Source organism: Vibrio sp. VB16 (genome assembly GCF_015594925.2).
GTDB lineage: Bacteria > Pseudomonadota > Gammaproteobacteria > Enterobacterales > Vibrionaceae > Vibrio.
This window is the reverse complement of record NZ_CP087590.1, coordinates 1,544,246-1,558,023: the sequence shown is the minus strand read 5'-3', so window position 1 is coordinate 1,558,023 and position 13,778 is coordinate 1,544,246. Positions and strand designations below refer to the sequence as shown.

Genomic DNA, 13,778 nt, shown 5'->3' with positions numbered 1-13,778 from the left:
TAAACGTAAATAATAGATTGGTTTGATATGAAAAAAACAACGATTGCATTATCCGTGGTATTCACTACTGGGCTTATCAATGTGGCCTACGCTGCTACTGAACATCGCTTTGACGGCGTTGAAGTGACCATTCCGACATTATCTCACGACTATTACCTTGGCAAAGATTCCGGCGCGACTCACTACTGGCATGGTGCTAACCAAGATATGACGTGGACAACGACAGGTGGAAACGGTGCATTCGATGCTGAATCAGACAAAGTTCACCCTCAATTAACAGCCCATTCTCAGAAAATGGACAAAGGTATCTTTGCTTACAAAGAGAAGTTCTTTCAAGTTTACGGTTACGGTTTAACCTCACCAATGATTGTTGATGGTGACAAAGGTTTGATGATTTTTGATCCAGTTGAATCTGTAGAAAAAATGGCCGCAGTCATGGCTGACTTCCGTAAAGCAACTGGTAACGACAAACCCGTCGTAGCCATTATGTACTCTCATTGGCACCCGGATCACTACGCTGGTGTGCGTGGTATTGAAGGCGCAGAAAACGCAAAAATCATTGCGCACGAAACCTTCATGGCTAACGTAGTTAAAGGCTCTATGGGCGGTACTGGACCAGCGCTAGGTTTTCGGGTTGACTATTCCTTAGGTACACTACTTAACGTTGAAGAAGATGGCCGTGTCAATGGTGGCCTTGGTCCTGACTTTGAAATCCTTGAGCACAGTCTTATCGCTCCAAACACCTTCGTAGAAGGCAAATTTGGTCAACTAGACCTTGAAATCGAAGGTGTAAAAATCGAATTCAAACATGTACCTTCAGAAGCGTCGGACGAAATTACCGCTTACTTCCCTGAATACGACATGGTATTTGGTTCAGAAGTTATTCAAGGCGAAAGTTTCCCTAACCTTCACACCATTCGTGGTACGCAATATCGTGACCCAAGTGTTTGGTTTCCTGGTGTAGATACACTTCGCGACTACAAAGCAGACGCTATGATGGTATCACACGGACGTCCAGTCGTTGGCGCTAAACACGTCGATAACACATTGACTGCTTATCGTGATGCTATCCAGTTTACTTATGACCAATCAATCAAAGCGATTAATGATGGTGCGACTCAAGAAGATTTGATTCGTCAAATTACATTGCCTAAACACCTTGTGAATCACCCTTGGTTAGGTGACTTCTACGGCTCAATCCGACACGCAACGAAGGAGATCTTTGTTGGTGAGATGGGCTGGTTCAACGGTGACCCAACGACGTTGAATGCAACATACTCAGTAGACGCTTCTAAGCGTTACGTTACCATGGTTGGCGGCAAAGAAAAAATGATGGAATTTGCTGTCGATGCATGTGATAGCGGTGATTTTCAATGGTGTGCCGAGCTTGCAACGCACGCTATTCGTGTTGACTTTGAAGACATGGAGCCTCGCTTACTAAAAGCAAAAGCACTACGCGAATTAGGTTACCGTGAAACGAACAACAACTGGCGTAACTGGTACCTAACTTCAGCACAGGAGCTAGATGGTACTATCGATTATTCCAAAAAAATCAATCTACAAGCTCCTGATTTACTGACAGAGTTTAAACCGTCTCAGCTCGTGAACGCATTACGTTTCAGCCTAAACGCAGAAAGAAGTGCAAACGAACACTTTACTATCGCGTTTAACTTCTCTGATACCGAAGAAACGCATGCACTAGAGGTTCGTCGCAGTGTTGCAGAGTTCCATGAAAACTTCATTGGGCGCGCAAAAGCAACCGTAAACCTTACTAAACCTGTATTTCTAGGTTTACTCGTTGGTAAAGTTGATTTTGCTGAAGCGGTTGAAGCAGGCTATATCACGTTAGATGGCGATGCAGCCACCGTTCCAGCCTTCTTCGGATTGCTAGACAAGCCGGCTGAGAATCCAAAAGTGACGCTACGTTAATCCTGCTAAAGCGGTGTGTTTTACAAGCGTGTCCTCTCCTTTGGGGACACCTTTTACTTTTAATGCGCACTTTTTATACCCAATGTTATCCAAATACGTAGAAACCGACCAATGAAAAAGCACCTATTCCTATCAATTTTACTTATTCCAATGACTAGCCTTGCTTGTGGTCATGATGTCCATTTATCGTCGCCTGCAATGCACAATAAAGACGCAATAATTACGGCGTTAGAACAGTCGAAAGGAAAACAACCCAAGCTATTTGACTTAAAGAACGTAAAAAGCAAAGACAGTATTCACAACCACAAAGACATCCATAACCATAACCACGCGCCGACGACGTTAGTCGACAAGAGTGGATAATGGATTTGACCTAAACCAAATGGAAATCTGGTAAGCACAACGAATCTAATTACATACCACTCTAATTGTCACGTTTTATACAACAGTGAGTCTTCACACTAGCGGTTTATGCGCTGAAGAAAAATAGATAAAATGACCACATCTTCACACTTAAGGCAACCGCATTGGAAAAGTTCCTACTCGCATTCATTATCGTTGTATCTTGTAACGCTTACGCTAGTCAGCCACTATATACCTATGCACAATCCCCTATACATTCAAATATATTGTCGCTTCAATTGCGAGATGCTAAACCTCAGCCTGTTGGGTCATTCGAGCTAAAGACCGGATATACTCAGGCAAGTATTTGGGCTGAAACAGGTGAGTATCTGTTTGACTATTACCAAAACAATGTTGATCTCGCGCTCTCTTACCAAGTAAACCCTATTTGGAAATCCGAGATAGCGCTGAAACGAGTCACAGCAAAAGATAATGGTTTGGACGAGTTAACGAAGAACTTTCATAACTTATTTGGTATCGGACACAATGGGCGAGATGAAGTCCCGCAAGATCAGTTCTACCTATCTATTCCAAATCAAAATATTGAAATTGGCGACTTTGAGGGAGAAACGCTTACTCGAGCTATCTACTCATACAACGAACTCAGCTTGTATCAAAGTAACCCCTTATCCATTTCGGTTGGTGCCTCATTTTACTATAATAATGTCGACAGCGGCCCTTTTGCACGAACAAGTTTTGAACAAGGCTTACAGCTTAACGCAAGTTATTCAGCCAACGTCCACCATCTGTTTTCTTCATTTGGTCTAGTGCACCGCAACAGTGATATTCCAGAAACGGTCATGTCTGATACTGCAGGTTTTATTTCCGTTGGATACGAATATAACTTGCTCAACAATCACAGTTTGTTACTTGAATCTCATAACTATAAAGGATGGGCAACATCCAACCCTAGCTTTTCAGAGCCATCAAATGAGGTGCTTGTGGGGTACCGTTACCGTTATATGAATAGTACCGTGGAAGCTTTTATGACTGAAAATATCAGGAACATGGATAACAGTACCGACATCGCCTTCACTATCGTATTTCGAATACTTCTGTAACACCGCCTTTTCCTCCGTTAGAGCGAACATACACCTTTCATTCAACTTCAGTAAAATTCAAGCGAAAACGTGACCTTATTGTCTCGTATTATCAAACAGTGAGTCTTCACACTAACCCGTTACCTGATCACATTTCAATAGTAAAATAAACGCAGATGACACAACCTTTGATGACCATTTCCATGAAACCAATTTTCAGTATCCTGCTACCGTTGGCATTACTTAACGGTTGCAGTTCAAAAGGCATGATTACCAACCAGTCAGCAGAACTGGCTCAGACATCCTCTTACTCACTTTCAGAGACATCACAGCAACAGAATTCGAATACCGCCGTCCTAATCACTTTCTCTGGTGGCGGTACTCGCGCAGCGGCGCTTTCATATGGCGTATTGAAAGGGCTTAACGAGATAAACGATAACTCCCCTCAGGGAAATGGTAGCTTGCTCGAACAGGTTATGGCGATCAGTTCTGTTTCTGGAGGAAGTTTTACTGCTGCCTACTACGGATTATACGGTGACCAGATATTTGATACGTTTGAAGAAGCGTTTCTTTACCGCGATATCTCTAGTGGGCTTTTAGATATATTAGTGAGTCCAAAATATATCTTTTCCCATCAAACTCGAACGAGAGCGGCAGCAAGCTTCTACAATGAATCCCTATTTAAAGACCAAACATTTGCAGACATGCGCGAAGATGGCCCTTTAATCATCATTAATGCTAGTGACTTAGGTGGTGGCGTCCGATTTTCATTTCTACAAGAATACTTTGATTTAATCTGTTCAGATATCGATCAATACCCTATTTCCGATGCTGTGGCCGCATCCTCTGCTGTACCCATTATTTTTGAGCCCGTTGTACTGAAAAACTTTGAGCAATGTGAAAGGTCTTCGTTCTCGGATATGAATGACAGTTATTCTCCGCATGTACAAAACACGTTGAAGGGCTTAGACAGTTATGCCGACAAAGAGAGACGGCCTTACGTTCATTTAGTCGACGGCGGAATTACCGACAATCTAGGGTTACTCGCCTTTTATGACATTACACAGAGCAATCTCTCATTTTTCAATAAACTAGACAGCAATGTCGACACCATCGTTATCATTGCCGTTGACGCGTCGACTCAACCAAAAACAGGAATTGATAGCACAATTGATACTCCGTCAGCATCGACTACAATCAATGCGGTAACCGATATTCAGCTCCATCGGTACAATGACATGTCAAAACAATTAATCATTGAAAAATTGAATCAATGGTCAAAAAATGGTGACGAGCGAAAAACACTATTTTTAGATATTAACCTTGCTAACTCAGCCGAAGCAGAATCTATGAACACTATTCCAACAGATTTTAAATTAGATAAAAATCAGGTAGATGCCCTCATTAAGTATGGATATGACGAAGTAAAAAACAGCCCATCACTCAAAAATATCAATTAATAGGATTTAGGGACAGATCATGAACTACATAGAAAATGTATTGCACATAGAATCTTTTCTCGCGGTAACGTTAGGCATCATCGTGTTATTCATTGGCCGCCGACTCACTCAATCCATTCGTATCCTTAAGGAATTTAGCATTCCTGAGCCTGTATCAGGTGGAATTTTGGTCTCTGTACTTTTGGCGGTTTTGTATTACCTAACAGAAATAGATGTTCAATTTGATTTGGCCACGCGAGACTTGCTGCTCGTTTATTTTTTTACCACTATTGGTATCAATGCAAGCCTTAGTGATCTGTTTAAGGGGGGGAAACCACTACTTATACTGCTATCCATCACGATTGGGTATATGTTTATCCAAAACCTTACCGGTATAGGCATCGCTACATGGTTGGGACAGGATAAAGCCGTAGGCTTACTAAGTGGTACTGTGTCCTTGATTGGTGGTCACGGAACCGCGATCGCTTGGTCTCCCAAAATAGCGCAGCAATTTGGACTTGATAACGCGATAGAAATTGGTATTGCCAGTGCGACATTTGGCCTAATACTTGCCAGTATAATGGGGGGGCCAATTGCTAAATACCTAATAAATAAACACAACTTAATGCCAGAAAAAATCGAAAAAATGGACGTAGGCGCAGCAATAGATAAACCACAACCATCGATAAACGCTTATGATTTCCTTGATGCCGTTTTAGCGATTCATGTTTGTATCATTCTTGGTGCCATTCTAAACGAAGGAGTGGGAAAGTTGGGCCTTGAACTGCCTCTTTTTGTCACCTGCTTATTTGCTGGTATATTAATTTCTAACTTAGTTCCCGCTTCTTATCCTCGAATTACGGGGACTCGCTGGCCAGCAGGAAAACCTTCTATTGCGTTGATTGCAGATATTGCATTGGGCTCCTTTCTTGCGATGTCGTTAATGAGTATGCAGTTGTGGGCAATGGTAGACCTCGCTGGGCCTATATTTATGATTCTTGGGGCACAATTTATTATCGCCATTTGTGTCACAATTTTCGTTGTTTTTCCAGTCATGGGAAGAAATTATGACGCCGCGGTTATATGCGCTGGGTTCAGTGGTATTTCGTTAGGTTCTACCCCGACAGCAATGGCTAATATGTCTGCGGTAGCCCAAAAGTATGGTAATTCTCACCAAGCCTTTATCATTGTCCCTTTGGTTTGTGCATTTTTCATCGACCTTGCGAACGCATTAATCATCCCTTATTTCCTGAATTGGATAAGTTAGTTTATGCGTTAGAACGGTATTAGATCCGTATCAGTACGTGCAAATGATTTTTACCGAGCAGTAAAGGTTTAACCGCGCCTATTTCGGCCTTGAAGTCACCATTGGCTGTGGCTTCAAGGTGAGAGTCTGTTGACCTTTCGTGGTTAAATTGTCTTCGAGGTAAAGGTGTTTTTATTAATCAGAGGTTATTGAGATATAAATAAGCGCGCTTGGTTTCAATAACACCGGTATAACGCCCCATATCGTCAATAACGACCCAAGGAAAGTCATATCCATTGTTTATTTTCTCATGGACTTCCCCACTAACAATCGTCTCGTGAACCGTTACCATTTTACGAATCATGATCGTCTCCGCTTTCTTATGTAGAAAACTGAGGTCCGAAGATGTTTCAGTAGGAGAACCTAAGGACGGGGTTATGTGGAGATTATACGTGGCAACATCGATGTAACCGACACAGACTGAATCTTTAACAATCGGTACAATCGAAAAATCCGTATTATCGAAAATCGCCTTGATATCTTGTAGGCTACTTTCTGGTTCTAAAGAGGGCAATAACTGGACTAACTCAAATCGACTTTGATTGGTCGATAAGCTCGAAAGATCTTTCAGTTTATTCAGATAGAAAGCAGGCGATTCAACATTACTCAATGATTTTGGTTTAGAAAAATAGAAGCCTTGTAATAGGTCGACTCCAAGGCTTTTCAAAAGCACAACTTCTTGAATCGTTTCTACACCTTCAGCCACGACTTCGACATCTAAGGTATGGGCTAAATTTGTAATCATTTTCACAATATGAAAATTTGCTGACCCTACCGTAATATTTTTTACAAATTCTCGATCAATTTTCAGAATATCAAAATTACTGTCTTTCAAATAGGTGAACGACGAGAACCCGGTACCAAAATCATCGATCGCAATTTTTACGCCTCTTGTTCTGATGGCAGTCAGGACCATAGAATCAATTTCTTCGCTGTCAAAGTAAGCGCTTTCCGTTAATTCGACCGTTAAATACGGTAGATCTGACACGTATCTGTCGAATAGTTTATTGAGATCCTCGAAAATTAACTTACTCGGTTTTTCCGTATTTAAGGATATATTGATGGTTACTTCAATATCCCTGCCATAAAGCATTATCAACTGTTGTCTTTTCTGAATGGCCTTTTCTGCTACCACCAAATCAAGCTGATCAACAAGGTTGAGTTCTTCCGCAATTCGAACCATTTCTTGCGTATTTAACAACGAACCATTTTGATCCCTAAATCGACATAGCGCTTCAAATTTTCCCACCTGCCAGTTATCTGAGTTGATGATTGGTTGGAAGTAAACTTCAACACTTTTTGACTGAATTGCATTAACCACAATTTTTTCTGATCGCTGCCGCGTCTTAACTTTGTCATGCAACTTATCACTATAGAAACACACTTTACTCAGTCTATTGTTGCTATGCTTTTCACGCATCGCATGTAGAGAGTGAGGTATTAAATCATGAGGATCGTGGGTATCAAGTCCAAGGACGGAAACCCCAAGCACAGAATCAGTAATCAATTGATAGACAACGTCATCTACTTCCTGTCTTATTTGATACAGTTTTTCTTTTATTGCCTGCAAGATTGACAGAGATAACGGTTTATTTTGTGTTTGGCAAAACGTTATCGCAATCATAAATACACTGCCATACAAATACCCTGACAAGGTATTGTCACATCGATAGGAAAGTACAGACGCGATTTCTCTTTTTTGCTCCAATATATTATCGATAGCAAATTTTGGCTCGAAGCTTAGAACCATCAAACCATTTGTCACATCCATCTTGAGATAATATTCATATAATCGGAATGCAAAATCGTCGTCACAAGGAAGCTGTGTGAGTAATTCGATACCTCCGTACTCTCTGCCTGCAATTCGATACAAAGAATTTGATAAATCTCGACACATTCCTATGTAATAGATCTTCTCTTGAATCGACGTTACCCGTTGAATCGTCAACTCTTGAGGAATGGCCAACCCATCCTTTCGCTTACTTAAAATTAACCCAATCCAGAAGCCTTCTGTATTGATTTTCTCCCACATATCAACAAAATACAGTTCACCATGTTTATTTGCATTAAAGATACGGGTCTCTTTGCCAATCAATTCCATCAATGAATATTGTGTTGAGGCTTCGAACTCTTCATTGCACGCGACAATCGCGGTACTTTCATCCGTAAGTACCATTCCATGGTGCTGATTTTCAAAAATTTGTTCAAAGAATGAGGAGAACTCGCCGAAATGAGTGGAAGTAAACAAAGGAAGAATTTCACCACTAATGGTACCGATGTCAGATAGCTTTGCAGAGAGTAAACAATAACTAAGGCTGCCTCCTATGGTGGTAAAACATATTCGAATTGGCTTAATTTGTTCACCAACCGTCATCTTTTTTACCAGACCACCTAAACGTCTTAAATCTCGTTGACTTTTTATGGACAATATATGGATAAAATCATCAATAGTTGACACTGTTTGCTCTAAATGTAGACGCTTTTTCAGCAACTCAGACTCAATATAGAAGTAACTTTCATCAATATTCCATTGCCATTTAATAGACAATGACTCTGAACTAGCATGTTGGAATATTGGTGTTACTTTATTTGAATTATTATTCACGGATAAAATCAACTTTACCTTTATTTATTTTATACAGTTGAATATCAGCTTGCTGTATTCAACTTAAACACTTCATCGTCAAAGGTTACACTACACTGGCATCGTATAATTCAACTCACAGCCCGACAGTTTACCGCCAATTATGTTTATTAACAGTAAGGTGCTGTTGTGAGATAAACGCATAAAATTGTTCACATAGAAAGAGTAAACACAGGTTCAGTGAGGTTTGGTAAGGCTATCATTGACTTCTAAGTCCTTAGAATTATACGTTTAATCAAAAAGGATACCAGTTATATCATGGAAAATAACCACAGAAACAGAATTAATTAATATATTCATTGAATATGTGAATCATCTAAAAATTAAAATAGAATTTTCAAATATTTTCTAACTATTTGAATCCATATATATTAGTAAATTAAATATTAGCGGTCGCTTCTGTTATATCACTTGTCTATCTACCAGCGTGCAATTAACTAAATAGCAACAGTTAATTAAACTATAATTAACAAGAATTTTATGATGTCACTCGTTTTGATAAACAGGAATGTATTATGTGGGGCGCATTTATATGAGGAAAAAATCACAAAGCCCAAAAGCATGCTCGACATTCTGTTTTACTATCGGAACTCAGACACCGCAACTCACCGGATTAACTACCTCATAATGATAGGGCCATTAAGTATAAAAATGACTAAACATAAAATAGAATAAATCATGATCCGGTGAAAGTTCTTGTACGTTTATCCCCTCTACTTTTTATCAGCTGATTACTAATAAGTGTAACCAATGAAAAACACATTGATTCGCTCTACTTTACTATCGATTTTTCTTATTGTGAGCACCGCTATCAACGCACAGGATTCTCTGCGTGTCTCAGAGGGTAACCAAGTAGACAACGATCTCGATTCTACATTAAGCTTTACTAGGACCGGCTCCCTTACCACCCCTTATAGAATAATATTCATCCATGGTTCTCCGGGAGAAAAAGAGGCCTATGACGACTATTTACATCACTCTAGTCTTCAGGAAAAAGCCGAGCTCATTGCCATTGATAGGCTTGGTTATGGTGATTCAGGCAAACAGGTCGAAACCTCTTTGCTCGCACAAGCACAAGCCATCACCCCTTTTTTGTCCCACGATAAACAGAACATATTAATCGGTCATTCACTTGGCAGCCCCATTGCACTTCAACTCGCATTAATAGAGTCCACAAAAATTGCGGGGATGGTTTTAATCGCCTCTGCCTTTGACCCGGAATTAGAGCATCCTAAATGGTATAACCATGCAGCCAATACTTTGCTTGCCCAGTGGCTACTTCCTACAGATATGAACAACTCTAACTTAGAGATGATGGTACTGTCTGAACAGCTCACTAGTTTAAGCCAACAGGATTGGTCAGACTTAACGATGCCGATTCGAGTTCTACACGGCGAGGACGATGACCTCGCCGACCCAGACAATTCAGAGTTCGCCTATGAGAGACTCAAACAAAACCAAGCAACCTTACGTTACGTAGAAGGTGAAGGGCATTTAATTCTGTGGCAAAACGTACCCGAAGTCGTCAGTGAGATTGATCTACTATTAAACCAATTGCCCTAATCATTCATTTTTCTGAACAAAAGCCGTCATCCGGCAAGCGACAGGGCAAACGTAAGCAGCACGGGTAATGTTAATATACTGAAGAAGTTGCTAAACAAAACCATGGACGCCACTTTTGTGGGTTCAATATCAAAACGTTCAGCGAACAAGAAATTCATAACGGCCGGAGGCAACATGGTGAACAGAACCATCATTTGCAACTGCATAATAGGCAGTGGGACAAAGAAATAGATAACCGAGAATGATACGACACCTGTTATGAGTGATAATAGAGTACAAAGCACACCAACTTTTAAGCCGCTCAATCGCATATGGCACATTTGCGCGCCAAGCGATAACAGCATAACGGGTACCGCGGCCTGTCCTAACAATGCAGTTGCATCATAGAGAGGCTCCCAAACACCAATTCCAGACAGGTTAAGCACCAAAGCCATCATAGACGCCAGAAAGATGGGTAAGCGTACTACCTGTTTAAACGGGTTGCCACCCGTTAACAGTGTTAACCCTAAGCTAATATGCAGACACGCTGATACCACAAAAAGAAGTACCGCCGGTGCCATTGCACTGTCACCAAACGTATAAGCAAACAGAGGAATCGCCAAATTGCCACCATTACGAAACATTTGCGGAGGCGTCCACGTTTTATAGTTCAGCTTTGCAAATCTGCATATTGGCCACATTAGCAGTCCGGGCAGTAGTACGGTGATAAATGAGGCACTAAGCAGAGGGATCTGCGTGGCATCAAGGGGCATTGCCACAAGTGAAGAAAACACCAAAGCCGGCGTAAAGGCATCCATATTTATTCGGTTAATCGGCCGAAAATCAGGCTTTAACCAACGCCCCACAGAAAAACCGACGGCGACAAGCGCGAAAACGGGGAACAGTATCCCGATTACCTGTTCGAACATGTTTGTCCCTAATTCATCATCAAAACACAAAAGCGGCCGTTGAAGCCCCCTTAAATCAAGAAACTCAGTACGCGTTAGGCACTTTTCGTAGCATCATCGATACGACTTGCGTTGCGCGATTCACTCTCTCTTCTTGGTTAAATTTTGGTGCCATCGCGCCTTGGGCAAGCACTCGCCAATCAGGGATATTCAGGTTTCTTCCAAAAAAGACAATATACACTGAACCTTTTTCCGCTTCTTTGTTATCGTAATAAAAGGTTTCAACGCCGGTGGATAACGATGTCCCTCGGTATAGGGTTTCATCGCTCAACTGAGATTCTTGCGCAAGACCGAAACTGACAACCACATCTGTATTGGGTGTATCCATGTACTGATATCCTTTGTCCATCAAATCATTTTCTATTGCCTCCTTATATACACGCAACGCTTTCCGTCCAAGGTTATTGCTATCCAAAAAAGCCTTAGCGGCCACCGGATGCCAAGAAAACGTTTTTACATTAGAAAAATAGGAGGGTTGACCGACAACAATCACACCATACTCAGGCTGAACTTCATCTTGAGTCGTTTGAACACAAGACATTAAAAACAGGCATATAAAACCAATAAATAACCTTCTCACTTAAGCCTCACTCCATAAACTCAATGACAATTGACGCCCGATAGCCCCAACTTATTCAGCTGACAATAGTCAACATTCGTTCAAAATGATAGCGATAAGCCCGTTTTTCCTTCAATTACATCGTTATAGGTCACACCTAGACCAAAGCATAATTGAGGGTTAAGTGAAATCAACCAAACTCATCGTCAATAAGAACAAATAATGAGTAGGCTGAATATTAGGGGCCGACAATTATCAACCAAATCATCTTTAGAGAATAATCTATGCCTATCAATTTTCTACATAAATGGATACCTAGCCTATTATGGCTCATTGTTTCGCTTATCAGTTTGTCTCTATTTGGGATAACCTCAGCGGTTTTGATCTGGTTTGCTCTTCTTATCACGACAATTCTTGACCGGATGACTAAGCCCTCAGACACTAGTTCAACGATAAACGAGAAAGTCGTGGACTCAATTGCCCCTCTTATTGCTTCTGAGATGAACTACAAAGCAGTTGGTGCAGCCGAAGTCTCTTTTGCAATTGATTTACTTAAAGATAAAGTCAGCGCTCAAGTCTCTTCTATCGAACAAATCACCCATTCATCTGGGTCCATCGCGTCAACCATCAAAGCAACATCATCGTCAGCCCAACAAACATTATTAGCGGCTCAAGAGATGCATCAACACAGCAGCGCTGGTCTAACAGAACTCAACTCAACGCTTAAAGAAATGGGTGAAATAGTCAATGAAACCACCACCTCAGTAGACAAAGTCGCCCTACTCGATGAACAAGTAAAACGAATTAAAAAAGTAGCTCAGGTCATTGAAGATATTGCCTCTCAAACCAACTTACTCGCACTTAACGCCGCCATAGAGGCCGCTCGGGCAGGCGAATATGGTCGTGGCTTTGCCGTCGTCGCTGACGAAGTGCGAGGGTTAGCAGAACGAACCTCAAAGAGTACCGACGAGGTATCCAAAATTGTAAACCAAGTGCTTACCGAAACCCATGAGGTGACGAGTTCCATTCAAAGCTTATCAAACAAAGTCAGCGCCGGTTCGTTGAGTTTACAGAAGGTCGAGGGTCAATTATCAACCATCGCCTCGCTAGCACATAATGTCGAAAACCAAGTATCCGATATTACCTCAGGCGTCGAGTCCAACGAAGAAGGTATCCACCAAATCTCAAGGGCCATAAATTTCGTTCAGGGCGAGTTATTCGAAAGCGATGAGCAACTACTAAGGCTTCAAGCTGAAGCACAGAAGCTCATGGAGATGGCTGAGCATAGTAACGCCGTATTGGTAGAGCATTACCAACAAAGCGTACATTGGCCTATATACAAACTGGCGGAAAAACTTGCCCAAGATATTTCTTCCGCATTTGAAAAGGATGTCGCATCAGGGACAATATCTTTAGCGGCGCTGTTTGACCGACAGTACACGCTAATCGCCGGCACAAATCCCAATAAATACCACTCTCAATACGATCGTTATTGCGACAATTTACTTCCGGCACTGCAAGAGCCTATTCTTGCCGAGCATGACCGCTTGGTGTATGCCATTGCAAATGACAACAAAGGTTACGTGCCAACTCATAACAATCAGTTTTGCGAACCGTTAACGGGAAGTCCAGAAATAGACATGCTAAAAAACCGTACAAAGCGACTTTTTAATGATCGAGTCGGTATACGCTGTGGCGGACATACCAAAACCATGTTGCTTCAAACCTATAAAAGAGACACCGGAGAAGTCATGCACGATTTATCCGTGCCTATATTAGTTAACGGGCAGCATTGGGGGTCAGTAAGGTTAGGCTATCATCCCTTGTTGTAAAGAAAAATATTGCCGCTTCACCTTGCGAATATCCGGTCTGGTTATATGCTTAAGTTATTAATTTTATTAACATACCAAATAAATTGACTTAAATTGCACCGTCACTTATCGCAGATT

10 protein-coding genes are annotated in these 13,778 nt (G+C 41.4%); 7 read left to right on the top strand and 3 right to left on the bottom strand.

The features are described from left to right. Positions 1-27 precede the first annotated feature (27 nt). From IUZ65_RS07290 to gltS, 5 genes are all read left to right on the top strand, one after another. Positions 28-1,929, top strand: a complete 1,902-nt coding sequence (locus IUZ65_RS07290; RefSeq protein ID WP_195703109.1) for an alkyl/aryl-sulfatase — start codon at positions 28-30, stop codon at positions 1,927-1,929. Between the two features lie 111 nt (positions 1,930-2,040). Then, a complete protein-coding gene (locus IUZ65_RS07285) occupies positions 2,041-2,292 on the top strand; it encodes a hypothetical protein (RefSeq protein ID WP_195703108.1) in 252 nt (83 codons plus the stop codon). Between the two features lie 164 nt (positions 2,293-2,456). Then, positions 2,457-3,392, top strand: a complete 936-nt coding sequence (locus IUZ65_RS07280) for a DUF3187 family protein (protein WP_229638005.1) — start codon at positions 2,457-2,459, stop codon at positions 3,390-3,392. Between the two features lie 182 nt (positions 3,393-3,574). Continuing rightward, entirely contained in the window at positions 3,575-4,831 is a 1,257-nt protein-coding gene (locus IUZ65_RS07275; RefSeq protein ID WP_195703107.1) for a patatin-like phospholipase family protein, read from the top strand. Positions 4,832-4,850: 19 nt separating this feature from the next. Further along, positions 4,851-6,077, top strand: a complete 1,227-nt coding sequence (gene gltS / locus IUZ65_RS07270) for a sodium/glutamate symporter (RefSeq protein ID WP_195703106.1) — start codon at positions 4,851-4,853, stop codon at positions 6,075-6,077. 178 nt (positions 6,078-6,255) lie between these two features. Here gltS and IUZ65_RS07265 read toward each other — a convergent pair whose 3' ends face one another. Then, the gene (locus tag IUZ65_RS07265; RefSeq protein WP_195703105.1) at positions 6,256-8,721 is read right to left on the bottom strand and encodes a sensor domain-containing phosphodiesterase; all 2,466 of its coding nucleotides are present in this window, start codon (positions 8,719-8,721) and stop codon (positions 6,256-6,258) included. A 789-nt stretch (positions 8,722-9,510) separates the two neighbouring features. Between IUZ65_RS07265 and IUZ65_RS07260 the strand changes: the two genes are divergently transcribed. Beyond that, a complete protein-coding gene (locus IUZ65_RS07260) occupies positions 9,511-10,323 on the top strand; it encodes an alpha/beta fold hydrolase (RefSeq protein ID WP_195703104.1) in 813 nt (270 codons plus the stop codon). 26 nt (positions 10,324-10,349) lie between these two features. Here IUZ65_RS07260 and IUZ65_RS07255 read toward each other — a convergent pair whose 3' ends face one another. Both IUZ65_RS07255 and IUZ65_RS07250 read right to left on the bottom strand, forming a co-directional pair. After that, a complete protein-coding gene (locus IUZ65_RS07255; protein WP_195703103.1) occupies positions 10,350-11,231 on the bottom strand; it encodes an AEC family transporter in 882 nt (293 codons plus the stop codon). A 64-nt stretch (positions 11,232-11,295) separates the two neighbouring features. Beyond that, positions 11,296-11,850 (bottom strand): DUF4136 domain-containing protein, encoded by a 555-nt coding sequence (locus IUZ65_RS07250; protein ID WP_195703102.1) that lies wholly within the window; start codon positions 11,848-11,850, stop codon positions 11,296-11,298. Between the two features lie 263 nt (positions 11,851-12,113). On the opposite strand from IUZ65_RS07250, the gene IUZ65_RS07245 reads away from it, so the two are divergent. Beyond that, a complete protein-coding gene (locus IUZ65_RS07245) occupies positions 12,114-13,661 on the top strand; it encodes a methyl-accepting chemotaxis protein (RefSeq protein WP_195703101.1) in 1,548 nt (515 codons plus the stop codon). The last annotated feature ends 117 nt before the right edge of the window (positions 13,662-13,778 follow it).

What these genes read in the sequence shown, in the direction of transcription:
- IUZ65_RS07290 (WP_195703109.1), top strand. Translation starts at nt 28, where the DNA reads ATGAAAAAAACAACGATTGCATTATCCGTGGTATTCACTACTGGGCTT.
- IUZ65_RS07285 (WP_195703108.1), top strand. Translation starts at nt 2,041, where the DNA reads ATGAAAAAGCACCTATTCCTATCAATTTTACTTATTCCAATGACTAGC.
- IUZ65_RS07275 (WP_195703107.1), top strand. Translation starts at nt 3,575, where the DNA reads ATGAAACCAATTTTCAGTATCCTGCTACCGTTGGCATTACTTAACGGT.
- gltS (WP_195703106.1), top strand. Translation starts at nt 4,851, where the DNA reads ATGAACTACATAGAAAATGTATTGCACATAGAATCTTTTCTCGCGGTA.
- IUZ65_RS07260 (WP_195703104.1), top strand. Translation starts at nt 9,511, where the DNA reads ATGAAAAACACATTGATTCGCTCTACTTTACTATCGATTTTTCTTATT.
- IUZ65_RS07255 (WP_195703103.1), bottom strand. Translation starts at nt 11,231, where the DNA reads ATGTTCGAACAGGTAATCGGGATACTGTTCCCCGTTTTCGCGCTTGTC.
- IUZ65_RS07245 (WP_195703101.1), top strand. Translation starts at nt 12,114, where the DNA reads ATGCCTATCAATTTTCTACATAAATGGATACCTAGCCTATTATGGCTC.